Source organism: Candidatus Poriferisocius sp. (genome assembly GCF_965208475.1).
GTDB lineage: Bacteria > Actinomycetota > Acidimicrobiia > Acidimicrobiales > Bin134 > Poriferisocius.
In genome coordinates, this window is record NZ_OZ242338.1 from 1,618,107 (window position 1) to 1,640,249 (window position 22,143).

20 protein-coding genes are annotated in these 22,143 nt (G+C 64.8%); 14 read left to right on the plus strand and 6 right to left on the minus strand.

Going from position 1 to position 22,143, the window contains the following annotated elements:
* Positions 1-215: 215 nt before the first annotated feature.
* Positions 216-1,004, plus strand: a complete 789-nt coding sequence (locus ACOGXA_RS07580; protein WP_419926665.1) for an SDR family oxidoreductase — start codon at positions 216-218, stop codon at positions 1,002-1,004.
* Position 1,005: 1 nt separating this feature from the next.
* Here the strand turns inward: ACOGXA_RS07580 and ACOGXA_RS07585 are convergent, their stop codons facing one another.
* The gene (locus tag ACOGXA_RS07585) at positions 1,006-2,229 is read right to left on the minus strand and encodes an aspartate aminotransferase family protein (protein ID WP_419926666.1); all 1,224 of its coding nucleotides are present in this window, start codon (positions 2,227-2,229) and stop codon (positions 1,006-1,008) included.
* Between the two features lie 62 nt (positions 2,230-2,291).
* Here ACOGXA_RS07585 and ACOGXA_RS07590 point away from each other — a divergent pair, with 62 nt between their 5' ends.
* The 3 genes from ACOGXA_RS07590 to ACOGXA_RS07600 all read left to right on the plus strand — a co-directional run bounded on the left by ACOGXA_RS07590 (position 2,292) and on the right by ACOGXA_RS07600 (position 5,376).
* Positions 2,292-3,362, plus strand: a complete 1,071-nt coding sequence (locus tag ACOGXA_RS07590) for an LLM class F420-dependent oxidoreductase (RefSeq protein ID WP_419926667.1) — start codon at positions 2,292-2,294, stop codon at positions 3,360-3,362.
* A 9-nt stretch (positions 3,363-3,371) separates the two neighbouring features.
* Entirely contained in the window at positions 3,372-4,190 is an 819-nt protein-coding gene (locus tag ACOGXA_RS07595) for a sugar phosphate isomerase/epimerase family protein (RefSeq protein WP_419926668.1), read from the plus strand.
* A 64-nt stretch (positions 4,191-4,254) separates the two neighbouring features.
* Positions 4,255-5,376: a hypothetical protein gene (locus tag ACOGXA_RS07600; protein ID WP_419926669.1), complete on the plus strand. Its 1,122-nt coding sequence runs from the start codon at positions 4,255-4,257 to the stop codon at positions 5,374-5,376.
* Positions 5,377-5,498: 122 nt separating this feature from the next.
* Here ACOGXA_RS07600 and ACOGXA_RS07605 read toward each other — a convergent pair whose 3' ends face one another.
* Positions 5,499-5,783: a hypothetical protein gene (locus ACOGXA_RS07605; RefSeq protein ID WP_419927064.1), complete on the minus strand. Its 285-nt coding sequence runs from the start codon at positions 5,781-5,783 to the stop codon at positions 5,499-5,501.
* Here ACOGXA_RS07605 and ACOGXA_RS07610 point away from each other — a divergent pair.
* On the plus strand, positions 5,724-6,671 hold the full coding sequence (locus ACOGXA_RS07610) for a DUF222 domain-containing protein (RefSeq protein ID WP_419926951.1): 948 nt from the start codon (positions 5,724-5,726) through the stop codon (positions 6,669-6,671). The two genes, ACOGXA_RS07605 and ACOGXA_RS07610, sit on opposite strands and share 60 nt — an antisense overlap.
* A 33-nt stretch (positions 6,672-6,704) precedes the next feature.
* Positions 6,705-7,904: an acyl-CoA dehydrogenase family protein gene (locus ACOGXA_RS07615; RefSeq protein WP_419926670.1), complete on the plus strand. Its 1,200-nt coding sequence runs from the start codon at positions 6,705-6,707 to the stop codon at positions 7,902-7,904.
* An 18-nt stretch (positions 7,905-7,922) separates the two neighbouring features.
* Here the strand turns inward: ACOGXA_RS07615 and ACOGXA_RS07620 are convergent, their stop codons facing one another.
* Positions 7,923-8,699, minus strand: a complete 777-nt coding sequence (locus tag ACOGXA_RS07620) for an alpha/beta fold hydrolase (RefSeq protein ID WP_419926952.1) — start codon at positions 8,697-8,699, stop codon at positions 7,923-7,925.
* Positions 8,700-8,805: 106 nt separating this feature from the next.
* Between ACOGXA_RS07620 and ACOGXA_RS07625 the strand changes: the two genes are divergently transcribed.
* The 3 genes from ACOGXA_RS07625 (at position 8,806) to ACOGXA_RS07635 (ending at position 12,837) form a co-directional block, all read left to right on the plus strand.
* Entirely contained in the window at positions 8,806-9,882 is a 1,077-nt protein-coding gene (locus ACOGXA_RS07625; protein ID WP_419926671.1) for an ABC transporter ATP-binding protein, read from the plus strand.
* Positions 9,883-10,010: 128 nt separating this feature from the next.
* Positions 10,011-11,609: an ABC transporter permease gene (locus tag ACOGXA_RS07630; RefSeq protein WP_419926672.1), complete on the plus strand. Its 1,599-nt coding sequence runs from the start codon at positions 10,011-10,013 to the stop codon at positions 11,607-11,609.
* Between the two features lie 55 nt (positions 11,610-11,664).
* Positions 11,665-12,837 carry an epoxide hydrolase family protein gene (locus ACOGXA_RS07635; protein WP_419926673.1) on the plus strand — a complete coding sequence of 391 codons (1,173 nt, stop codon included), beginning with the start codon at positions 11,665-11,667 and terminating at the stop codon, positions 12,835-12,837.
* On the opposite strand, the gene ACOGXA_RS07640 is transcribed toward ACOGXA_RS07635, so the two are convergent.
* Positions 12,834-14,531 carry a DNA methyltransferase gene (locus ACOGXA_RS07640; RefSeq protein ID WP_419926953.1) on the minus strand — a complete coding sequence of 566 codons (1,698 nt, stop codon included), beginning with the start codon at positions 14,529-14,531 and terminating at the stop codon, positions 12,834-12,836. The genes ACOGXA_RS07635 and ACOGXA_RS07640 overlap by 4 nt on opposite strands.
* 116 nt (positions 14,532-14,647) lie before the next feature.
* On the opposite strand from ACOGXA_RS07640, the gene ACOGXA_RS07645 reads away from it, so the two are divergent.
* The 3 genes from ACOGXA_RS07645 to ACOGXA_RS07655 all read left to right on the plus strand — a co-directional run bounded on the left by ACOGXA_RS07645 (position 14,648) and on the right by ACOGXA_RS07655 (position 17,802).
* Positions 14,648-15,586 (plus strand): hypothetical protein, encoded by a 939-nt coding sequence (locus ACOGXA_RS07645; RefSeq protein ID WP_419926674.1) that lies wholly within the window; start codon positions 14,648-14,650, stop codon positions 15,584-15,586.
* Positions 15,576-16,928 carry an IS1380 family transposase gene (locus ACOGXA_RS07650; RefSeq protein WP_419924313.1) on the plus strand — a complete coding sequence of 451 codons (1,353 nt, stop codon included), beginning with the start codon at positions 15,576-15,578 and terminating at the stop codon, positions 16,926-16,928. The genes ACOGXA_RS07645 and ACOGXA_RS07650 overlap by 11 nt, the downstream gene beginning before the upstream one ends.
* Positions 16,929-17,214: 286 nt before the next feature.
* Positions 17,215-17,802: a hypothetical protein gene (locus ACOGXA_RS07655; RefSeq protein WP_419926675.1), complete on the plus strand. Its 588-nt coding sequence runs from the start codon at positions 17,215-17,217 to the stop codon at positions 17,800-17,802.
* A 27-nt stretch (positions 17,803-17,829) separates the two neighbouring features.
* Here ACOGXA_RS07655 and ACOGXA_RS07660 read toward each other — a convergent pair whose 3' ends face one another.
* Positions 17,830-18,183, minus strand: coding sequence for a carboxymuconolactone decarboxylase family protein (locus tag ACOGXA_RS07660; RefSeq protein WP_419926676.1), 354 nt, complete (start codon positions 18,181-18,183; stop codon positions 17,830-17,832).
* A 21-nt stretch (positions 18,184-18,204) separates the two neighbouring features.
* Positions 18,205-18,390 carry a carboxymuconolactone decarboxylase family protein gene (locus ACOGXA_RS07665; RefSeq protein WP_419926677.1) on the minus strand — a complete coding sequence of 62 codons (186 nt, stop codon included), beginning with the start codon at positions 18,388-18,390 and terminating at the stop codon, positions 18,205-18,207.
* A gap of 67 nt (positions 18,391-18,457) precedes the next feature.
* Here ACOGXA_RS07665 and ACOGXA_RS07670 point away from each other — a divergent pair, with 67 nt between their 5' ends.
* A complete protein-coding gene (locus ACOGXA_RS07670; RefSeq protein WP_419926678.1) occupies positions 18,458-20,146 on the plus strand; it encodes a PQQ-binding-like beta-propeller repeat protein in 1,689 nt (562 codons plus the stop codon).
* A gap of 121 nt (positions 20,147-20,267) precedes the next feature.
* On the plus strand, positions 20,268-22,139 hold the full coding sequence (gene typA, locus ACOGXA_RS07675; RefSeq protein WP_419926679.1) for a translational GTPase TypA: 1,872 nt from the start codon (positions 20,268-20,270) through the stop codon (positions 22,137-22,139).
* Positions 22,140-22,143: the final 4 nt, after the last annotated feature.

Genomic DNA, 22,143 nt, shown 5'->3' on the forward strand with positions numbered 1-22,143 from the left:
AACCAAACCGCCGGCGTCGGACCGAGGCACCGTGAACAGCAAACCAAACCGCCGGCGTCGGACCGAGGCACCGTGAACAGCAAACCAAACCGCCGGCGTCGGACCGAGGCACCGTGAACAGCAAACCAAACCGCCGGCGTCGGACCGAGGCACCGTGAACAGCAAACCAAACCGCCAGCATCGGACCGAGGCACCGTGACGCGCAAAGGAACCAGATGAACCGCTCGATGGCCGGCAAGGTGGCCGTCATCACCGGGGCGGGGCCGGGGGTGGGGAGGTCGTGCGCGCTGGCCATGGCGGCCGACGGCGCTGATTTGGCCCTGGCCGCCCGCCGGGCCGAGCCTCTTTCGGCGCTGGCCGCTGAGGTGGCCGAGGCCACGGGACGAAGAGTTCTGGCGATCCCCACCGACATCGCCGACCTGGACTCGGCCGCGGCCCTGGCCGACACCGCGGCCGCCGAGTTGGGCGGAGTGGACGCGGTGGTGAACGTGGCCACAGCCGGCGGGGCCCGGGCCGCGGTGGCCGACATCGACTGGGAGGACTACCGCCATTCCTTCGAGCTGAACGTGATCGGCACCTTGGAGGTGAGCCGCCGAGCCGCCGCCCACATGAAGGCTGCCGGCGGGGGCTCGATCGTGCAGATCGGCACCCTGAGCACCCACTCGGTGCCCGAGAAGATGGCCATCTACACCTCCACCAAGTCGGCCATGCACACCGCTTCGATGGTGATGGCCCGGGAGCTCGGCCCCCACAACATCAGGGTGAACATCGTCACGCCGGGCTATATCACCGGCGACAACCTCGACCGGCTGTGGCACGGTATCGCCGACCAAACCGGCAAGACCGCCCAGCAGGTCTCCGATCGGGCCGCTCGGGCCGCCGCTTTGAACCGCCACGTCGACCCTGAGGACATCGCCGAGGCCGTGCTGTTCCTAGCCTCCGAGCGGGGCCGAGGTGTGACCGGCCTAGAGATCCGAGTCGACGCCGGCCAGCTGATCGGCTGATTCAGGCCTCACCCTTCTCAGGCGCCTCGGCCAGCACGTCGGCCATCGTGTCGAAAAGGGTGCCTATCTCATGGTCGGTGATGACCAGGGGCGGGCATAAGGCCAAGGCAGTTCCGATGGGCCGCAGCACCACTCCGGCCCCCAACAGCCGCATCCGGGCAGCCGCGGCGTCGTAGCCCAGCTCCGCGGCATACACCGCTCCGGCACCTCGGTAGCTTCGGATGAGACCGTCGGCTTGGAGTGCGGCCAGCCCCTCGGTCAGCTTGTCGGCCAAGTGCGGCACCCGCTCAACGAGCCCCTCTTCTTCCATGAGGGCCAGGTTGGCCACCCCGGCGGCCATGCAGGTGGGGTGCCCGGCGTAGGTGTACCCGGTTCTCAGCACCAAGCCGGGCTGCTCCAAAACGTCGCACACCTCTCGGCTGCAAATCACCCCGCCCACCGGCTGGTACCCGGAGGTGACCCCTTTGGCGAACGTCATCAGATCGGGAACGACGCCATAGTGCTGGGCGCCGAACCACTGCCCGGTGCGCCCGAAACCGCAGATCACCTCGTCCATGATGAGCAGGGCGCCGTGCTGGTCGCACAGCCGCCGCAATCCCCTCAGGTAGCCGTCTTGGGGTGGGAACACTCCCCCAGCCCCCTGCATCGGCTCGGTGATGACGGCGGCCACCTTTCCCTCGTTGGCGGCCATGACGGTGCTCACCGCTTCGATGTCGTCTCGGGGAACTTCCACGAAGTGGGGCACCAGATCGCCCCAGCCCTCCCGGTTGCCCGCGATGCCCTGGGCTGAGGTGCCGCCGAAGTTGGTGCCGTGGTAGGCGTCGGTGCGCCGGATGATCACCTGGCGGTGGGGCTCTCCCCTCAGCTGGTGCACGCCCCGGGCGATCTTGAGGGCGGAGTCCACCGCCTCGGAGCCCGAGCCGCAGAAGAACACCCGGCCGTCGGGATGCGGCGACCGCTCGGCCACCATCGAAGCCAGTTCCTCGGCCGGCTGGTTCGTGAACGGGGCGAAGGTCTGGTAGGCGTCGAGCAACCGCATCTGGCCGGCCACCGCGTCGATGATCTCGGCCCGGCCGTGGCCCACCTGGCAATACCACAGGCTGGCCAGGGCATCCAGATAGCGGTTGCCCTGGTCGTCCCACAGCGTGCAGCCCTCGGCCCGAACGATGGTGATGAAATCTTCGGCCGCGGCCGGAGAGAAGGGGTGCAGGAACTTTGAAGGCACCGTCGGAGTCTACCCAGCGCCAATTCACCCACCGGCCACCGGGAGTGGGATAGTCAGGGCATATGAAGCTGGGAATCGGGGTCGATCTTTGGAACCAGGCCAGGCTGGATATTCCGCTGGCCAAAGAGCAGTTGGCCAGGGTGAAGCTGGCCGAGCGGCTGGGGTACGACTCGGTGTGGTCGGCAGAAATATATGGCACCGACGCCATCACCCCGCTGGCTTGGATCGCGGCCCACACCCGCCACATCCGCCTCGGCACCGCGGTGTGCCAGGTGGCGGCCCGCCCGGCGGTTACCACCGCCATGCAGTTCGGCACCCTGGAGGCGCTGGCCGGGGAGGGGCGGGCCATCTGCGGGCTGGGTCTGTCGGGTCCCCAGATCGTGGAGGGGTGGTACGGCCAACCGTGGGGCAAGCCCAACGCCGTGCTGCGCGACTATGTGTCCATCATCAAGAAGGTGTTCGCCCGAGAGGGGCCGGTGACCCACAAAGGATCGCAGATCAGCCTGCCCTACGACGGCGACGGCGCCTTGGGTATCGGCAAGCCGCTCAAGTCGATCCTGCACATGAATCCCGGCATCCCCGTGTTCTTGGCGACCGGCGGGCCGGCCAACACCGCTTTGATGGCCGAGTTGGCCGACGGGTGGCTGCCGCTGGGGTACACGCCGGGCAGCGCCCACCTCTACACCGAGGCCATCCAGAAGGGCCTCGACCGGGCGGGGCGCACCTGGGACGACATCGAGATCCAAGCCGGAGCCCGGGTGTCGATCACCGATGACGTGCAGGGGGCCATCGATGAGGCCAAGCCCCAGTTCGCTTTTCTGGTGGGGGGCTACGGCACCCGGGAGCACAACTTCCACCGCGACGCAATGGTGCGGCGGGGCTTCGGCGAGGCCGCCGAGCGCATCCAGGAGCTGTTCATGGCCGGACGCCGCGATGAGGCGGTGGCCACCGTGCCCGACGAATACATCGACGACGGTGCGCTGATCGGCTCCCGCCAGCGCATCAAGGAGCGCTTCTCCCGCTGGAGCGACACCAAGGCCACCGGCCTCACCATCCGGGCCGATACCGACGAGGAGTTGGCCTACATCGCCGAGCTCGCCGAGGCGAAACCTAGGCTGGACAGCTCTTCGTAGCCCCGACCCGTGGACCATCCCCCGTATATCTGTACCGGAACGCTAGGCCGGGTGCCGTGGGAAGAGAAGGCCCGGGCTGCTTCTGAGGCTGGGTTTGCCCGGCTGTCGATCTACGGGTGGGAGCACCGCAAACTCCATGAGCGGGGATGGGACGATGCTGCCATTCTCGGCCTGTTGGACGAGTTGAGCCTTCGGGTCGCCGAGTACGACGGAGTGGTGATGACAATGCGGTCGCCAGAGGGCGCCGAGGATGCGGTGGCCTCAGCCGCGGCCTTGCGCGCCCGGTCAATCACGGTGTTGGAGCATTCCGACTGGCTGCCGGGCGAGCACCCGGAACAAGCCGCGGCCACCCTGGCTGAGATCGCCGACCAAGCCGCTGAGCACGGCATCTTGGCCTTGATAGAGCCATTCGCCTGGTCGCCGCTGGACGACCACCGGGTGGCCGCCGAGATCGTCGCTCGGGCCGACCGGCCCAACGCCGGACTCCTGCTCGACACCTGGCACCTGTGGCGGGGACCGGAACGGGGCCAGCTCGACACCGCCATCGACCCGGCCATGATCAAAGCCATCCAGATCGGAGACACCGGCCCGGTGCCGGCCATCAGGCCATCCGATGACGAACTGGCCTACGAGTGCATCCACCACCGCCTTCTGCCCGGCGACGGCCACGGCAACATCGCCGGGCTGCTCGCTGATCTGGTCGACCGCGGTGTCGATGCCCCAGTCGCCGTCGAGGTTTTCTCGGACGAACTCAACGCCCTGGAAACCCATGTGGCGGCCCGCCGGGCAATGACAAGCCTAAAGATGGTGCGACCCAATCCCAGCTGAACCCCAAAGGGAGAACAACAAGTAGGGTGTTCAGCCACATGCGAGAACAGGACGGGGGACAGAGATGGAGTTTCCGCAGGTACTTGAACAGGCGACCCGGCATGTGGAGTCGGGTTTGCTGAAGAATGAGGCTCAAATCAAGCAGGCCGTGATCGTTCCAGTCCTGAGGGCGCTGGGCTGGAATGACACAGACCCCGGCGAATTCGTGCCCGAGTACCAGGTAGACAACGGTTTTGTGGACTTCGCGCTGCTGATACACCAGAAACCCCAGGTATTCGTTGAGGCCAAGCGATTGGGCAATCTGAGTCTCAAGGCAGAGGAGCAGCTCTTCAGTTATGCAGCCAACCAGGGAATCCCACTTCTGGTCTTGACCGACGGCAGCATCTGGGACTTCTACTTGAGCATGGCAGCCGGTGAACCTGCTAGCCGTCGCTTCAATCGAATTGAACTCAGCGCGGTAGGGGGCAATCAACCCCCTAGGCTCGGGGAGTTGTTTCACAAGTTCTTGGCAAAGGAACAAGTGGCTTCCGGATCGGCCAAACGCGATGCCGAAACCCTCCATGAAGATGCCCGCCGTCGAGCACAGGCCAGGGAGGCTCTCCCCGATGTCTGGCAACACCTGCTCAATCCACCCAACGAACTGCTCATTGATCTTCTCGCTGAAGAGGTTGAGAGCGTATGTGGAGTCCGACCTCGCAACGAGGACGTGGAAGGGTTTCTCTGCCAGCTTTCCCGCTCACCTTCAGGCCAGACTTCATCTGGCCGAAGGACATCGAGGACCACAACAACACCATCTTCCCAACAGGGTCGAAGCACAAGACAAACAAATTCTGCTAACCACTCAATCAAGATTGCTGGGTATCGGCTACACGGCAACGAAGTTCAGTGCTCAAATGCTATCGCTACCCTGATGGCCATAGTGAAGGACCTTCAAAGCCAAGACCTCAGCTTTTTGAGCCGCCTTTATAGTGACCCCCGCAATCGGACTAGGAAGAGAGTCTTCATCTCCAAACAGCGCAGCGAGCTGTTCCAAACACTCCATGAGGATTACGACTATAAGAATCTCGGCGATGGTTGGTGGATGGGTGCAAACCTTAATGTCAAAGCTGTTATCCAGAAAATTGAGCTAGTCTGTGATGTGGCTGACTTGACATATGGCACACAACTTACTCTGGTTGGTGAGTAGAATAACCTCACAGTACCAAGAAGAATTCTATAATTCGTGGTGGGATGTGTCATCCAGCCCGATAAAATACATACATGGAACTAGGATCCATAGCTAAGGTTTCTAACAACAATGGTGTCGGTCTAGCAGCTGGCATTGAGTTGGTTGACTTCTCTGATTGCGATGCCTCTGACGTTATCAAGTTGGCGTTGCAGGCCAACTGCGCTCGCCGCGAGATTGAAAGTTACCTGGCGGCTTTGTTGGCGCGGTTGGGCGAGTTGATGGGCAAGGATGCCGTGGATGCGATGTGCGAGCAATTCGAACTGCCCCGACACAAGCGGTCGCGTCAGGCCAGAACGGCCAAGCGGCTGGCCGATGCTCCCGCTGTTTTGGAAGCTGTTCAAGACAGGCGCATCACGCTTGACCATGCTGAGTTGCTAGCTGACTCGCATAGCCGCTGTCCCATGAACCAAGAAGAGCAACTCGAATTGGTGGCGCTGGCCCTCAGGCAGGATTGCGATAATTTCAAGCGAACAGTCGCCAGCTGGGAGGATCGCCGGCTGGCCCGACAGGGCAAGTCTCGGACCCAGCATCAAAGGGCACGCCGCACGGCCAAGGTGTTCGACGGCGACCTCGAGATGGTGGTGCTGCACGCCGAGTTCGATCAGATCGCAGGCGAGCGACTCAGGGTTGCTCTGGATGCCATGAGCACCAAGATGCTCAAGCACGACTCGCAAACCGGCGGCCAGCGCACTTTCGAGCAGCGCAACGCCGACGCTCTGGTGGCACTGGTAACCCAGGAACCCGGCAAGTCCAGAAATAGCGCTCGCGTGGCCTCCGAAGGCGAGGAAGATTGCGGCTGCGAAGGGCCTGGCTGCGGCGACTGGATGCATACTGCGCCGAAGCCGCAAAAGACTACGCTGATCCTCACCGCCGACTACGACGCCATAACCCGACAGCTCAAGAGCGCCAGCCTCATTGACGGAACACCCGTGGAATTGGACGAGATCCGCCGTCTGGCCTGCGAAGCAGAGATCCTGCCGGCCATCTTCAATGCCGACTCACAGCCCCTCTACATGGGACGCGCTCGGCGGGCTCCCACAAGAGCCCAGAGATTCGCCATAATCAGACGAGACAGAGCCTGCACCAACTGCGGGCTGAGACCTCAAGCCTGCGACTTCCACCATATCCTGCCCTGGGAAGACGGAGGCCCCACCGACGTTCCCAATCTTGTTCTGCTCTGCCCCAAGTGCCACCGCAAAACCCACAGGCACAACAGTCCACGCGGGCAATCCCGCAAGGTGATGATCAGATGACCTTCTTCGCTAACGTAAAGCTAGATTGGCCCTGTGAGCACTGACGCAATCCCCGCAGAAGTCGACGACGCCATCGACTCCCTCTTGGCTGAACACGATCCCGCCGTCATGTCGGTGGATGAGTTCCGGGGCTACCAGTACGACTACGGGCTGGCCTGGGTCCATTTCCCGGCGGGCTTTGGCGGTCTCGGCTTGGCCCCTCGCTACCAGCGCCATATCGAAGGGCGACTGCGAGACGCTGGAGCGGGGCCGGCCGATGCCGGCGCCTTCTTCTTCACGCTGGCCGGGCCCACCGTCGTGACCCACGGCTCTGACGAGCAAAAACGCCGGTTCCTGCGACCGATGTTCACTGGCGAGGAGCGCTGGTGCCAGCTGTTCTCCGAGCCGGGAGCGGGGAGCGACTTCGCCGGATTGGCCACTCGGGCGGTACGCGACGGCGAGGTATGGACAGTTGACGGCCAGAAGGTGTGGAACACCCTGGCTCACCTGGCCGACAGGGGCATGCTGGTGGCCCGCAGCGACCCCGATGCCCCCAAGCACAAGGGCATGACCTACTTCGCCCTGGACATGCACGCCGAGGGGGTGGAGGTGCGCCCGCTGCGCCAGATCACCGGCGAGGCCGAGTTCAACGAGGTTTATATGACCGGCGTGCGGGTGTCCGACGCCGACCGCATCGGCGATGAGGGAGAGGGTTGGCGGGTGGCTCTCACCACGCTGATGAATGAGCGCACCGTGATCGGGGGCGGGGGCTCGCCCAAGCGGGGCTCGGGCAGCATCGCCGAGTTGGTCCGGGTGTGGGCCAAGTTGCCTGCTGAACAGCGAACGGCGACCCGCCAAGACCGGATGATGCAGCTGTGGAGCCAGGCCGAGACCCTGCGGCTCACCAACATGAGGGCGTCGCAGAACCGCCGGGCCGGCAACCCTGGTCCTGAGGGCTCGGTGGCCAAGGCCATCCACGCAGAGTTGAACAAGGACATTTTCGAAGAGTGCGTAAACCTCCAGGGCCTGGCCGGCTCAGTGGATTTCGACTACGCCTTCCGCCGGCCCGACGTAGTGTCGGAAACCGGTGTCGAGAACGGGATCGGCCATGCTTTCTTGCGGTCTCGGGCCAACTCCATCGAAGGCGGCACCACCGAGATCATGCGCAACATCTTGGGCGAGCAGATCCTCGGCCTCCCCGGCGAACCCCGGGTGGACAAGGCCATCCCCTGGAACGAGGTCCCCCGCAACTAGCCGAGCGCCGGAACCCGACTAGGCGCGCGCCTCGGCCCGGCGGCGGTCGAGCCAGGCGATCACCGTTTCGGCCACCGCCTCGGGTTGCTCGGGCAAAAGGGCGTGGCCGGCGTTGGGGATGACCACCACCTCCACCCGGTCGCCCACTGCTTGCACGAGGGCCTCGGCGTTGGCGGGCACGGCCAGCCGGTCGTCGGCGGGCTGCACGGCCAGCATGGGGGCGGTGCCTCCGGCCCACCAATCGCCAACTGGGGTGTTCACGGTGGCCTGTTCTTGATGGCGGGCCAGTGACCCGTACCAGCCGCCGGCCCACACGCTGGCGTCGTTTCCCGGGGCGAAAAACGCCCGAGCCACCGCATCGAGGCGAACGTTGGGCGGGTTGCGGGTGTCGAAGATCGTCCTCATCGCCACGCCCATCTCCTCGGTGACCGGAATGAACCCGCCGCAGGCCAACAGCACCAGGCTTTCCACCAAATCGGGATGCTCGGTGGCGGTCATGCGGGCGATGCGGTTCCCGTAGGCGTGCCCCACCAGCACCGCGGGGCCGCCGCCGAGTTCGGAGATGACCGCGGCCACATCTGAGGCCAGCGTCGACAGGGTCTCCTCCCGGTCGGGCACCGCGCTGGCCCCCAGGCCCCGGGGCTCGGGGCAGGCCACCCGGTAGCCCGCCGCGGCCACGTCGGCGGCCAGAAGTTCGAAGTCGCCCGCCCCCCGGCCCATCGACGGCAGCATGACCACCAGCGGCCCCTCGCCGCGGAGGCGCACCTCGATTGGCCCGTCGCCGGTGGAGACCATCACGGCCTCGGACTGTAACTCAGGGGCCTGTCGGCGAGACGAGCAGGGCACCACGGATCACTTGGCCCGCCGAATTCCGAGGATGCCGGTTAGCCTGTCGGCGGACATGGCTGTCGATGAAACCACCCCGCCGCTGCTGTCCGTCGAGGGCATCCACAAGTCATTCGGCGCCACGACGGTGCTGGCCGACTTCACCCTGACGCTGCACGCCGGAGAGATGCTGTCGCTTCTGGGGCCGAGCGGATGCGGCAAGACCACACTGCTGAGGCTCATCGCCGGACTGGAGCGGGCCGACCATGGGAGCGTCAGCCTGGACGGGACCAAGGTGGACGGGGACGGGGCCTGGCTGAGGCCAGAAGACCGCCAAGTGGGCATGGTGTTCCAAGATTGGGCGCTGTTCCCCCACCTGGATGTGGCCCAAAACGTGGGCTACGGGATCCCCCGCCGCCAGCGGGCCGCGGAAGTTGCGAAAACGCTGGAGTTGGTCAACCTGCCGGGAATGCAGGACCGCGCCCCCGAAACCCTCTCGGGCGGCCAGCAGCAGCGGGTGGCTCTGGCCCGGGCGCTGGCGCCCAAGCCCACGGTATTGCTGCTGGACGAGCCCTTCTCCAACCTGGACGCGGCCTTGCGGCGCGAGGTGCGCTCAGAGGTGCGGGAACTGCTGCGACACGCGGAGATGACCGCTGTGTTCGTGACCCACGATCGCGAGGAGGCGCTGGTGTTGGGCGACCGGGTGGCGGTAATGGACGCGGGCCGGATCGTGCAGACCGGCACTCCGGCTGAGGTCTACCAGAACCCGGCCACCCCGTGGGTGGCGGCATTCGTGGGTGATGTCTCCCTGTATCCCGGGGTAGCTGCCGGCGATGTCGCCGAGACCGATTTCGGCCCCATCCCCCTGCTTGATCCCAACAACGGCCCGGTTGAAGTGGCGGTGAGGCCCGAGGACGTAGAGCTGTCGACTGGCGGCCGCGCCTCCGAGCACACCGTGGAGCACTATGAATATCGGGGACCCGATGGCATGGCCACCGTGGTCGGCCCCATCGGCGCCCGCCTCCGCGCCCGGGTGAACGGCACTTTGAGCCTTGCCCCCGGCGCCCCGGTGTCCCCCGCCTACACCGGGGCACCAGCGAAAGCCTTCGCCCCCTCCGAACCCGACCGGCAACCCGACGCCCGGCTGCCTTGAACGGCGGCGCCAACTCCGCCCCCTCCGAACCCGACCGACAACTGAGAGCCGCTTGCAAGCCACAGTCGGCCTCGGATATGTAAAGCAAGCTTTACCTTTGCTGGCGCTTGTGGATAATGTCGGCCCTTGTGTCATTGCCGACCGCCCGGTCACCGGCGCTCTTGAGGGTCGTCGCCGTGGTGGTGACCGCGGGGTTCGCCTTCCCCGCGGGCTATCTGGTGTGGCGAAACTTCACCTTCAGCAGCGACCCTCTGGGGGTGCTGTTCTCCCAGCGCACGCAAGGGCCGCTGCTGCGCACACTGCGGCTGGCGGTGCTGGTGTCGGCCGCGACCGCGGTGTTGGGCACCGCTTTGGCCTGGCTGACCACCCGCTGCGACGTGCCTCTGAGGCGGCTATGGCAGACGCTGTTGCCGCTGCCGCTGGTGTTCCCCACCTTCATCGGCGCCGCGGCCCTCATCCGCACGCTCAACCCCGGCGGGCTGTTGGCCGACTGGCTCGACAATGTGGGGGTGGCTTGGGACGTGGAGATGCGGGGCTTGTTCGGGGCGTGGCTGGCGCTGACCCTATTCACCTATCCCTATGTGTACCTGCCGGTGGCCGCCCGGCTGCGCCGGCTGCCCGGATCGGTGGAGGAGTCCGCCCGGCTGCTAGGCGACGGTCCGCCGACCATCATCCGGCGGGTGGTGCTGCCCCAGACCGCCACCGCAATCAGCGCCGGCACCCTGCTGGTGTTCCTCTACGCCATCAGCGACTTCGGCGCGGTGCAGCTAATGCGCTACGACACCCTCAGCCGGGCCATCTACACCACCCGGCTCAACAACCAGCCGGTGTCGCTGGCCCTCAGCGTAATCTTGCTGGTGTTGGCCGCCATCGTGGTGCTGATCGAGCGAGCGGCCACCCGGCGATATGAGGTAGCCGCTCCAGTGCGCTCGAGGCGCCCGGTGGTGTATCCCCTGGGCCGGGCCAGGCCCTTGGCGGTGGCGTTCCTTGTCGCCGTGGTGGCGGTGAGCTTGTTCGGCCCGCTGGCATCGCTGGCCGATTGGACCATCGACGGCATCCGGCTCGACGCTTCCGGCGGACGGGATCTGCTGGTGGGTTGGGACGACGTGTGGACACCGACCTGGAACACCGCTTTCGGCAGTGTGGTGGCTGCGGTGGTGGCGGTGGCAGCAGTGCTGCCGGCCGCCTATCTGGTGGTGCGCTACCGATCCCGGATCGGCACAGCGGCCAACGGGGTGATCGTGTCGTCCTTCGCGCTGCCCGGGATCCTCATCGGGCTGGCGCTGTTGTTCTGGACGCTGAAAACCGATGTCGGCAGCCATCTGCGCAACACCCTGGTGTTGCTGGTGTTCGCCTACGTGGTGCGCTTCGGCGGCCAGACCATGCGCACTTCACAAGTAGCGGTTTCCTCGGTGTCGAACCGGCTGACCGACGCCGCCCGCACCCTGGGGGCCAACTGGGTCCGCCGCTTCCGGTCGCTGGAGCTGCCGCTCATGGCGCCGGGGCTGTTGGCCGGAGGAGGGCTGGTGATGCTGTCGGTTATGAAGGAGCTGCCCATCACGCTGCTCATCGCCCCGTTCGACTTCCCCACCCTCACCACCAAGGCCTTCAACAGCATCGAAGAGGCCTTCGTGGCCGAAGCCGGAGTGTGGTCGGGGGTGCTCGTGGTGCTCTCGGCCGTGCTCACCTGGCTGTTCGTCGTCCGCCGCGCCGATCATTTCGACTAGGCGATTTCGACCCGGCCATTTCGATTCGGCAACACCAGCGTGACACGCTGCGGGAATGAGCATCGAGCCATTTGAGATCGACATCCCCCAAGCCGACCTGGATGACCTGCACCGGCGTCTGACCACGACCCGGTGGCCCGACACCGTGCGGCCCGGATGGGAGGACGGCGCTTCGGTGGCCTACATGCAGGAGTTATGCGACTACTGGGCCGACGGCTACGACTGGCAGGCCCGGGAGGCGTATCTCAACGCCTTTCCCCAGTTCACCGCCACCGCGGCCGGCGAGCGGGTCCACTTCTACCATGTGCGCTCTCCCGAGCCCGACGCCCTGCCCATGGTGCTGATCCACGGATACATGGGCTCGGTGGTGGAGTTCCGGGAGATGTTGGGGCCGCTGTCAGACCCGGCGGCCCACGGCGGCGACCCGGCCGACGCCTTCCATTTGGTGGTCCCCTCGCTGCCCGGTTACGGCTTCTCCGGGCCCACCGCCAACCCGGGCGTGGACATGCACCGCTGCGCCGATGCCATCGCCGGGGTAATGGAACAACTGGGCTATGACCGCTACATAGTGCAGGGAGGCGACTGGGGGGCACTGGTCACCCGGCGGATGGCCGAGGCCTACGCCGACCGGCTCATCGCCGCCCACTTCAACATGCTCTTCGCTCAGCCCACCGCTGAGGAGTCAGCCGATCAGGCCAAGGTGATGGAGGGGGTGACCGAGGCCGAGCAGGCCGCCATGGCCCGATCCTTCGAGGTGATCAGCGGGGGCACCGGGTACATGGCCATGTTGAGCACCAAGCCCCAGACCCTGGCCATGGCCCACAACGACTCCCCCGCCGGGCTGGCCGCCTGGTTCATCGAGAAGTACCAGCACTGGTGCGACTTAGAAGACGGCGACCTTGAGAGCGTGTTCACCAAAGACCAGCTGCTCGACAACGTGATGCTGTATTGGATCACCGGCACCGCAGCCTCATCGGGGCGGCTTTACCTGGAGTCGGCCCGCACCGGCACCTCTGCGCTGGACTCCTGGGCCGGCCAGATAACCGTTCCCACCGGCCATGCCGCCTACCCCCGGGAGCTGCTGCAAACCCCCCGGGCATGGGCCGAGCGCCGCTACAACATCGTCCACTGGTCGGTTCAGCCCAAAGGCGGCCACTTCGCCCCCTTCGAACAGCCGGAACTGTTCACCGAAGACCTGCGGGCCTTCGGCCGCCTGTTCCGCCCCTAGACCACCAGAGCAGTACGACGGTCTACCGTCCGCTGAGCACTCTCAATGATCCTGACCACGCTGCTCAAATCGAGTTGGCTGAGATTCCAGCCTGATCGGAATCCGTGGCGAAGCAGCTCAAGATAGAGCAGGCTTGGGCTGACCTCTGCCTGTTCGGTCAAGTGCTGTTCGACGATCTGCTCAATCACGATGAGCGGTGGGTCTACTAGCTCACGAGGTGGACCTTGGGCTGAGCGCATGGTGAGCATGAGATCGAGTGTGGCTGTGTTCTCGAACCCAGATGCCAGTCCCTTCACCGACCGTTGCCCCTTGTCCAGCATGGCGATGAGTTCAGGGACCACCTCTAGGCCAGCGGCTGCTATGGACCGCTGGAGGAGCTGCCACACCTTTCCTGAGCTGTTGCCAAAGAGCAGAGTGATGAACCCTCCTGGCTTCACAACACGGAGGCACTCTCGCAGTGCATCAGTCATGATCTGCTCGTATCGCTCGGCAGTCCTGACCGCGCCAGTGTCTACCCGGTCAATCACAGCTTCTTTTTCTGGATCAGTGAACTCCGACAACCATGCCTCTTGGAAGAGGTTCATATCCGAATAGAAGATGTTGGCCCCAAATGGTGGGTCGGTGAACACGTAGTCGACAGAATTGTCCTCGAGAGGTAGAGACTCCGCGCTCGCGCGCTGGTAAGTGACATCTAGCCTGTGGTCTGTGTCCCAATTGAGGCGAGTACGGCGTTCTTCGGTGATCCACCGGTCGGAGCGGATTGCAGCATCGACCTTCCTGTTGAACAGGTCGAAGACGTTCCACTCGTAGAACACCGGAGCGACGTAGTAGTTGGCGTTCGCCGCATTGAGCGGACGCTGGCGAGACCACTGGTACCGTTTGCTTGCCCTGGTCAGTATGGCCGTGAAGGCAAACCGCAACTTCTCACGCAGGTCTTCTTCGTCAATTTCGTCGATCGCCTCGCGTAGCGCAGCCAGGGCACAGAGATTGCGATGCGAGTAGAACGATGAAACCGAAGTCAGGCCATGTCGGCCCAGTGCAGAGGCAACATACATCTGGCGGGACTTCTCGATGGCCACTTCAGGCCACTTGAGGCCGGATGGATCTGCTTCCTCGATCGGAGATCGATGGGGTTGCTCGATCTGGGTCCGGGAGCAATCACAGGAGATCGAATCCACCACCGGCCTCTCGTAGAGCCTTCGGCACCTACTCGTCACTGACGCATCACAGCTAAGGCAAACCATCTGCGACTTTTTCCAGTCGGCAGCCTCCAAGCAGTAGTAAAAGTTGAAATCCTGTCCGCACGCTGGACACTCCATGATTGCTGACCAGACCGTCTTGGCGACCTCTGAGTGATCCCCGCAGAGGCCGCACTTCACGCCATACACCTGGCCCACACGCTTTCTTGCTTGGTCAATGACTTCATCGGCCCGCTTGCGCAGGTGCTCTTCCGAAACCTGGTTCACATAGTTGGTCCCTATGTGGCGTCCGAGTACCGAGACGTCGAAGAGCCGAGCCCGACGACCGGTCATGAGCGCGGCAACACCGGTCATTCCCGAGCCCGCGAATGGATCGAGCACGATTTCGCCCTCGCTGGTAAACGCCTCGAGGAAGGGCACAATGCCCGCCACCGGCACTTTGGTTAGGTACGCGTGGGCCATGTAGACGGGGTCGCTGCGCTTGACTGCCACCATCGAAGGCAGGTCTCGAAGCACGGTCTTGCTCACGGCTCCGACCTTACCTACTAGGGGTGACAGCAACGGGTAATGCGTCGGTACACTCCGGCAGGCATGAGCGCAAGTAGGACCTAGTGGGATTCAAGGAAGACGCTGACTTCGCACGCTTCGTGTCGGTCGGCGCAATCGGCACTGCCGCAGTAGCTGACCACCTTCGAGGCCGATACGACCACCAGCCGATAGAGCTTGAGCGCTATGCCATGTCCAACAAGGTTTGGCAGACGAAGGTCAAGCGGCTTCGGTTGCCCGACCTGCTTTGTGTGCGTTGCGGGTTAAGGGTCGAATCGCGGGCAAAGTCGAAGCTCAAGATCATGCTGTCGCACTCGGATACTCCTGGGCGCGAGTGGGATGCAGGTGGCATGCGGGACGAAGACCTGTTCGCCTTCCTCATGGCCGATATCAAGCAGGACCCTCCTTACTGCGGTCCTCCGGTCTACTTTGCGACTGGAGCCCTGCGGGCAAGCATCACGCAAGCCAAGAGGTCCGCCCCAAAAGCGGCATCGGAGGGTTCAGAGGTCACCCTGACATGGCCGAGTTGGGTGCCGGCCAAGCGAGGTCGGTTTGTCCGTGTCGACGATGAAGATCGCATCGTCTTCGAGGGAGAAGATGGCAAGGTGCAGCGGTACTGGCACTGGCGGAACTGGACAGGCCCGAGATTCGTCTATTCGAAGCGCGGCGAGTTCTTTCAAGGAGACGAGAAAGTTCTAGCAGGGGTTGTCGAACAAGAATCAAACCCGGTGTGTTCAGGAGAATCTTGGGACTTGGTGGCTGCCCTGCGCTCAAGCGACGTCGTCGAACGGTTTGCGGCGGTAAAGGCAGCAGGAGCTTTGCAACATCCTGGGCTCATCGGCGTTCTATCTGAGGTTGGCGAAAATGGTCTAGCCCTGATTGTTCATGGGGGTGTGGTGTTGGGGGGTGCGCGTCCGCGGAAAAGCCCCTCTGGTGTGGGACGATGTGTGTTGTTAGGCACGTTTTGGTTCCACAGAGAGGGGCATCTCCGGGATGCAGGTTAGCAGCACGCGCGATGTGAGGGTGGCGGGCGGCGGCGGTCAGGTGGCGGCGCATTCGGGTTTGTTCGCTTTGGGGCGTTTCGCCGATGGTTTGGGTCTGGGGGAGGCGTTGTCGGCGGCGGTGCCCCGGGGCGGGGAGCGGGCGCCGGTTCATGACCGGGGCAAGGTGCTGGCGCATTCGTTGTTGATGTTGGCCGGTGGCGGTGAGGCTTGCAGCGACATCGAGCATCTGCGGGCGCAGCCGGTGCTGTTCGGCGAGGTGGCTTCTGACTCGACTCTGTACCGGACGCTGCGCGGTTTGGGCCCCGGCGCGACAGAGGCTGTGTTGGGGGCGGTGGCCGGTGTGCGGGCCGGTGTGTGGGAGCGCCGCGGCGACGCTGCGGGCCCGGTGGTTTTGGACATCGACTCGACTTTGGTGGAGGTCCACTCCGAGAACAAGCAGCAAGCGGCTGCGCACTTCAAGGGCGGGTTCGGGTTCCACCCGATGCTGTGCGCCACAGACGAGGGGGAGCCTTTGTCGATAAAGCTGCGGGCGGGCAACGCCGCGGCCAACCACATCTTGGACCACATAGAGGTCATGGACGCCGCCATCGCGCAGCTGCCCGCCGCCGTCGCCAGGGGCCATCGCCCAGGCGACGGGCATGCGCCCTTGGGGGAGGTGCACCTGCGGGTCGACGCGGCGGGCTGCTCTGTCGGCATCGCCGAGGCCTGCCGGGACCGCAACATCGGGTTCTTCATGACAGCCCGCTCAAACTTCGAGGTCACAGCGGCGATAGACCGCGTCCGCTTCGACGCCGGGAAGTGGCAGCCGGCGCTCGGCGCCGACGGCGAGCCCTCGAGGCGGGCCCAGGTCGCCGACCTCACCGGCAGCGTCGATCTGGCCGGCTGGCCCGAGCGCACCCGCTTCATCGCCCGCCGAGAGCCGCTGCACCCCGGAGCGCAGCGCACCCTGTTCGACTCCGGCAACTGGCGCTACCGCGGGTTCTACACCGACGCCGCAGGCGACCCCGCCCAACTCGACGCCCACATGAGAGGCCACGCCCGCATTGAGAACACCATCTCAGACCTCAAAGACTCCGGCCTCAAACGCATGCCCTTCACCGACTTCGACGCCAACGCCGCCTGGACACAGCTCGTCGCGCTCAGCCTGGCTCTCGTGAGATGGTTCCAACAACTCCGCCTCACCGGACCCCTAGCCCAAGCAGCCCCCAAACGCCTCAGATGGCAGCTATGGCACGCACCCGCCCGCCTCGTCCGCTCCTCCCGCAAATGGACCCTGCGCCTGCTCGACTGGTGGCCCACAACCCCCCAACTCCTCCACGCCTGCCAACCCCACGGCCCATAGCCCCACGCCCCGCTCCCACCCCGACCCCGGCCCCAAACCCCGACCCGACGCGCCCCAAACCCCCCACCAGACCCCCCGACCACCAGAGGAATTCACCAACCCCCCAACCCCAACACCGAAACCACACGAAAACACACAAACCCCACCCGCCCAAAGAACAGAGCCCCCACGAAACCCGGGACTATTCAATTCTCATGAACAATCAGGGCTAGAGGACTGGAGGATCCGGCTTGAAGCCCAAGTTGCTCTGGCTCGACTTGAACCAAGTGCGTGGATCAGCCAGATCATGCAGCAAATCTACAACCCTATGACAGAAGCCGATCAGCAGATGGAAGCGGTTCTTGCAGTTTCCGAACTCCCATCTGATGCTGCTGCCGAAGCTCTTGCTGAAATCGCGGCGTCATTAGATCTTCCAAGTGAATTGAGGGCGGCGGCGGCTTGGGGGATGGGTCAGGGTGCAGCACGAAGACCGGAACTGTTGCTCGACAGAATCGTCGATCCAGAACCCATAGTCGCATTGCATGCGATCTCGGCTGTTGACGAGCTGTCAAGTGATCTCCAGCGAACACTTGTCGGCTGGATGGAAGGAGGCGACGCAATCCAGGCCTCCGCTGCCGCTCAACTTCTCCAGCGCCATGGTTGTGTCGACTCGTTGTTGGAGGCGTGCGGAGGCGGTCGCAATGCCCGTCTTTGGGCACTTCGAGCACTCGGGGAACTGCCCGCGGCTTTAGTTAGGTGTTTAGCCGAAGATCGACTCACACCAGATATCGAAGGGGTCTTGCTCCCTATGTGGCTCGGTCAAGAAGATTGGCTCAGACAAGATGGCAAAGAGGGACTAGACGCCCTTGACATCCAGAAGGTTCGATTCCGCTAGGCCGCTGCTGTCTGGCAGCGATACTCGCTAGGCGAATCGGGCGGAGCGCATGGCCAGGAGGTCGCCGTCGGCAGCCTCTTGCACCTCGCGAGCCTCGTCGGGGCCCTTCATCCGCAGCGGGCAGGACACCACCACGTCCATCACCTGGTTGAGGCGCCCGAAGGCGATCCAGCAGCCGATGGCAAGGGTCATCTCCACCACCAGTTCGTCGCCGAAATGGCCGACCATTCGGTCCATGAATTCCTGGTCGATGGACAGGTGGTCGGTGGCGAACTTCTCTGCGTACTCCAGGGCGTCGCGCTCGGCCTCGCTGAAGCCGTCGTAGTCGTCCCGACTGCCGACGTTGAGGTAGTCGTCCTCGCTCAGTTCATATTGCGCCAACGACGCAATGCGAGTGTCCAGTCAAACCACGCACTGGTTGATCTGGGCAATCCTCATTCGAAGCAGCTCCCGCAGTCGCACGGGAAGCTTGCTCTCGTTGTACACCGCGCCGCTGAACGCCGATGCCGGGCCGGACAACTCCGGGGTCATCATCCACAACCGATGCAGCTCCTCCTCGGGGCCATCGGGGATCTTGATTCGTGCCATGCCTCCTCCTTGGCTGGGGTGCCAACACAGTAATGGCTCGCACCCGATGAGCACTTACAGTCGGGGCATGGGCAGCAGGTTTTATGCCGCTCGGCGGATGGCCGTTGCCGCGATCACGGCCGTATTGGTCCTGGCCGCCTGCGCATCGTCGGAGGACGCAATAGATCCGACCCCGCCGGCGTCAACGCCACCAGAATCTGCTGAGGCGGCACCCGCTGAGGCGACGCCCTCGGCGTCCCCCGAGACGAATTCCGGGCCCGAGCCGGCGGCTGAAACCTCGCTTCTGGGCAGCCCGCCCGAGGTGGTCGCGCACGCCGACGACTGGCCGCTGCCCAACCGCGACCTCGCCGCCACTCGAGCGGTGTTCAATAGCCCGATCAACTCCACCACCGTCGATCGCCTGGAGGTGGCCTGGACAGGCGATGTCCCCGGCGGGAGCACGTGGGGCAACCTGGCCACCTCGCCGTTGATCTTGGGCGACCGGGTGTTTGTGGCCGGACTCGACGGCGGAGTCCACGCCTTCGACGCCACCACTGGAGAGAACCTGTGGACGGCGGGAAACCGGGGCGGCATGTACGGCCCTTCAGGGGCGGCGGTGGGCTGGGGCAAGGTGTTCGCCATCAAGATCGGCAACCGATTGCGGGGCCAGATGGTCGCGGCCCACGACGCTGACACCGGCGAGGAGATCTGGGCCACTGAGATCGCAGACGGCGGCAGCGAGCTCAACGTGCAGCCCTTCGTTCACGACGGGATGGTGTTCGCCTCTACCAGCGGCTTCCCCGCCGGGGTGCGGGGCACCATCTACGCCTTGGACCAGGCCACCGGCGACGTTGTGTGGACGTTTGCCACCGTCGAGGACGAATCCTTGTGGGGCAACCCCGATATCAACAGCGGCGGCGGCGCGTGGTACCCGCCGGCGCTTGACCCCGACTCCGGCACTCTGTTCTACGGGGTGGGCAACCCCTACCCGTTCCCCGGCGCCCCGGGCTGGCCCGCGGGTTCGAGCCGCCCGGGCGACAACCGCTGGACCAGCGGCACCGTCGCGCTGGACGTCAAAACTGGCGAGCTGCGCTGGGGGTTCCAGGCCTTCCCCCACGACATCTTCGACCGGGACCACGTTTTGGTGACGCTGGCCGAGGCCGAGGACCACGGCCTGGACCACGATGTGCTGGTGTCGGCCGGCAAGGGCGGGGTGGCTTTCGGCCACGACCCCGCCACCGGCGAGGTGCTGTGGCGGACCTCGGTGGGTGTGCACCGCAACGACAATCTCAATGGTTTCAGCGCTCCGGTGGAGGTGCTGCCCGGGGCCCAGGGCGGCATGGTCACCCCGGTGGCCGTCGCCGACGGCGTGTTCTACGCCGCGGTCGTGAACGCCCCCTCCTACTACGAGTCCGACCAGGTGACCAGTGGCGGCGAGGGCACCCAGCTGTTCACCCGGCCCAGCAACGTGGTGGCCATCGACATCGCCACCGGCGACATCGTCTGGGATGTGGAGATCATCTCCAAGCTCCCCGAAGTTCCCTCAGCAGACGTGTTGGGCGGCATGACGGTGGTGAACGACCTGCTGTTCACCTCCGCCTTCTTCGGCGAGTTGTTGGCCCTCGATCGACACACTGGCGAGGTCGTGTGGCGCCACCAGGCTCAAGGCGCCACCAACGGCTGGCCCTCGGTGGCCGGCGACATGATCATCTACCCCATCGGCCTGGTCGAGGAACCCCAAGTCCCCCACCTGCTGGCCCTGCGGCTGAAGCAATAGTGCGCGGTGCCAACTGATCGGCCATCACCAGTAGGATGTTGGGTCCCGCCATAAACTGCGACAGTATCGCCGCTGCCAAGGTCCCGCTCTGGGATGGCGCCATCGGCACGTGAGGCTCACAATGGCTCAAGACCCCTACCTTGCGGCGCGCTCCGACCTGCGCAATGTGGCGATCATCGCCCACGTCGACCACGGCAAGACCACCCTCGTCGATGCGATGCTCTGGCAATCGGGAGCTTTTCGGTCCAACGAGACAGTGGCCGAGCGCGTTATGGACTCAATGGACCTTGAGCGGGAGAAGGGCATCACGATCCTGGCCAAGAACACCGCAGTCCGCTACACCCGCGACAGCGGCGAGGAGATCAAGGTCAACATCGTCGACACGCCGGGCCACTCCGACTTCGGCGGCGAGGTGGAGCGGGCCCTGACCATGGTCGACGGGGTCCTCCTCCTGGTCGACTCGAGCGAGGGCCCGCTGCCACAGACGCGCTTCGTCCTTCGCAAGGCACTAGGGCTCAAGCTGCCGGTCGTGCTGGTGGTCAACAAGATCGACCGGCCCGATGCCCGCATCTCCGAAGTTGTCGACGAGGTATACGAGCTGTTCCTGGATCTCGACGCATCCGCAGACCAGATCGACTTCCCCATCGTCTACTGCAACGCCCGCCAAGGCACCGCGACGCTCGACCCAAATCGAGGGGGCACTGATCTGCGCCCCATGTTCGAGACGCTGATCGAGGCTGTCCCCGCACCCCGCCACGATCCCGAGCACTCGCTCCAAGCCTGGGTCACCAACCTTGATGCCAGCCCTTATGTGGGGCGCATCGCGCTGTGCCGGGTCATGCACGGAACCGTCAAGAGGGGCCAGGACGTGGCGTGGTGCCGCACCGACGGAACGATCACCACCGCCAAGGTCACCGATCTCTACGTGACTGAGGACCTCAACCGGGTGGACGCCGAGGTGGCCAGTGCCGGCGAGATCATCGCCATCTCCGGCATCCCCGAAATCACCATCGGCGAAACGCTGGCCGATCTCGCCAACCCCGCCCCGCTTCCCGGCATCACGGTGGACGAGCCCAGCCTTTCCATAACGATCGGAACCAGCACGTCTCCCATGGCGGGACTCGAAGGCGACAAGCTCACCGCTCGCCTCATCAAGAACCGCCTCGACACCGAGTTGATAGGCAACGTGTCGATCCGGGTTCTCGACACCGACCGCCCCGACACCTGGCAGGTCCAGGGCCGAGGCGAGCTCCAGCTCGCGGTGCTGGTGGAGATCATGCGCCGTGAGGGCTTCGAGATGACCGTCGGGAAACCCGAGGTGGTCACTCGCACCATCGACGGGAAGCTCCACGAGCCCACCGAGCGGGTCACCATCGACATCCCCGAGAGCTTCGTCGGCGCAGTCACCCAGCTTCTGGGAGAACGCAAGGCCACTATGGTGAACATGTCGAACCACGGCACCGGCTGGGTTCGGCTCGACTACATAGTGCCGGCCCGCGGCCTCATTGGCCTGCGCACCGACTTCCTCACCGAGACCCAAGGAACCGGCCTGATGGCCAATGTGTTCGAGGGCTACACCCCCTGGATGGGCGAGCTTCGCACCCGTCGCTCAGGCTCGATCGTCGCCGACCGAAAGGGCCCGGTCACCGGATACGCCGTGGCTGCCATCCAAGAACGGGCTTCGCTTTTCGTCGCTCCCGGCGATGAGGTGTACGAGGGCATGGTGATCGGCGAGAACCCCCGCCCCGAGGACATGGACGTCAACATCTGCCGGGAGAAGAAGCAGACCAACGTCCGCGCCGCCGCTTCCGACGACACCGTCCGGCTGACCCCGCCCCGCATCTTGTCGCTCGAGCAGTCCCTTGAGTTCATCGCCGACGACGAGTGCATCGAGGTAACCCCCCACTCCATCCGCCTCCGCAAGACAACCCTCGACGCCGGCACCCGCGTCCGCAACAAGAAGCGCCAGGCCAAACAAATAGAAAACCGATGACCCG

What these genes read in the sequence shown, in the direction of transcription:
- ACOGXA_RS07580 (WP_419926665.1), top strand. Translation starts at nt 216, where the DNA reads ATGAACCGCTCGATGGCCGGCAAGGTGGCCGTCATCACCGGGGCGGGG.
- ACOGXA_RS07590 (WP_419926667.1), top strand. Translation starts at nt 2,292, where the DNA reads ATGAAGCTGGGAATCGGGGTCGATCTTTGGAACCAGGCCAGGCTGGAT.
- ACOGXA_RS07600 (WP_419926669.1), top strand. Translation starts at nt 4,255, where the DNA reads ATGGAGTTTCCGCAGGTACTTGAACAGGCGACCCGGCATGTGGAGTCG.
- ACOGXA_RS07605 (WP_419927064.1), bottom strand. Translation starts at nt 5,783, where the DNA reads ATGGTCAAGCGTGATGCGCCTGTCTTGAACAGCTTCCAAAACAGCGGG.
- ACOGXA_RS07620 (WP_419926952.1), bottom strand. Translation starts at nt 8,699, where the DNA reads ATGGTCTCCACCGGCGACGGGCCAATCGAGGTGCGCCTCCGCGGCGAG.
- ACOGXA_RS07625 (WP_419926671.1), top strand. Translation starts at nt 8,806, where the DNA reads ATGGCTGTCGATGAAACCACCCCGCCGCTGCTGTCCGTCGAGGGCATC.
- ACOGXA_RS07635 (WP_419926673.1), top strand. Translation starts at nt 11,665, where the DNA reads ATGAGCATCGAGCCATTTGAGATCGACATCCCCCAAGCCGACCTGGAT.
- ACOGXA_RS07640 (WP_419926953.1), bottom strand. Translation starts at nt 14,531, where the DNA reads ATGGTGGCAGTCAAGCGCAGCGACCCCGTCTACATGGCCCACGCGTAC.
- ACOGXA_RS07650 (WP_419924313.1), top strand. Translation starts at nt 15,576, where the DNA reads ATGCAGGTTAGCAGCACGCGCGATGTGAGGGTGGCGGGCGGCGGCGGT.
- ACOGXA_RS07655 (WP_419926675.1), top strand. Translation starts at nt 17,215, where the DNA reads ATGCAGCAAATCTACAACCCTATGACAGAAGCCGATCAGCAGATGGAA.
- ACOGXA_RS07665 (WP_419926677.1), bottom strand. Translation starts at nt 18,390, where the DNA reads ATGGCACGAATCAAGATCCCCGATGGCCCCGAGGAGGAGCTGCATCGG.
- ACOGXA_RS07670 (WP_419926678.1), top strand. Translation starts at nt 18,458, where the DNA reads ATGGGCAGCAGGTTTTATGCCGCTCGGCGGATGGCCGTTGCCGCGATC.
- typA (WP_419926679.1), top strand. Translation starts at nt 20,268, where the DNA reads ATGGCTCAAGACCCCTACCTTGCGGCGCGCTCCGACCTGCGCAATGTG.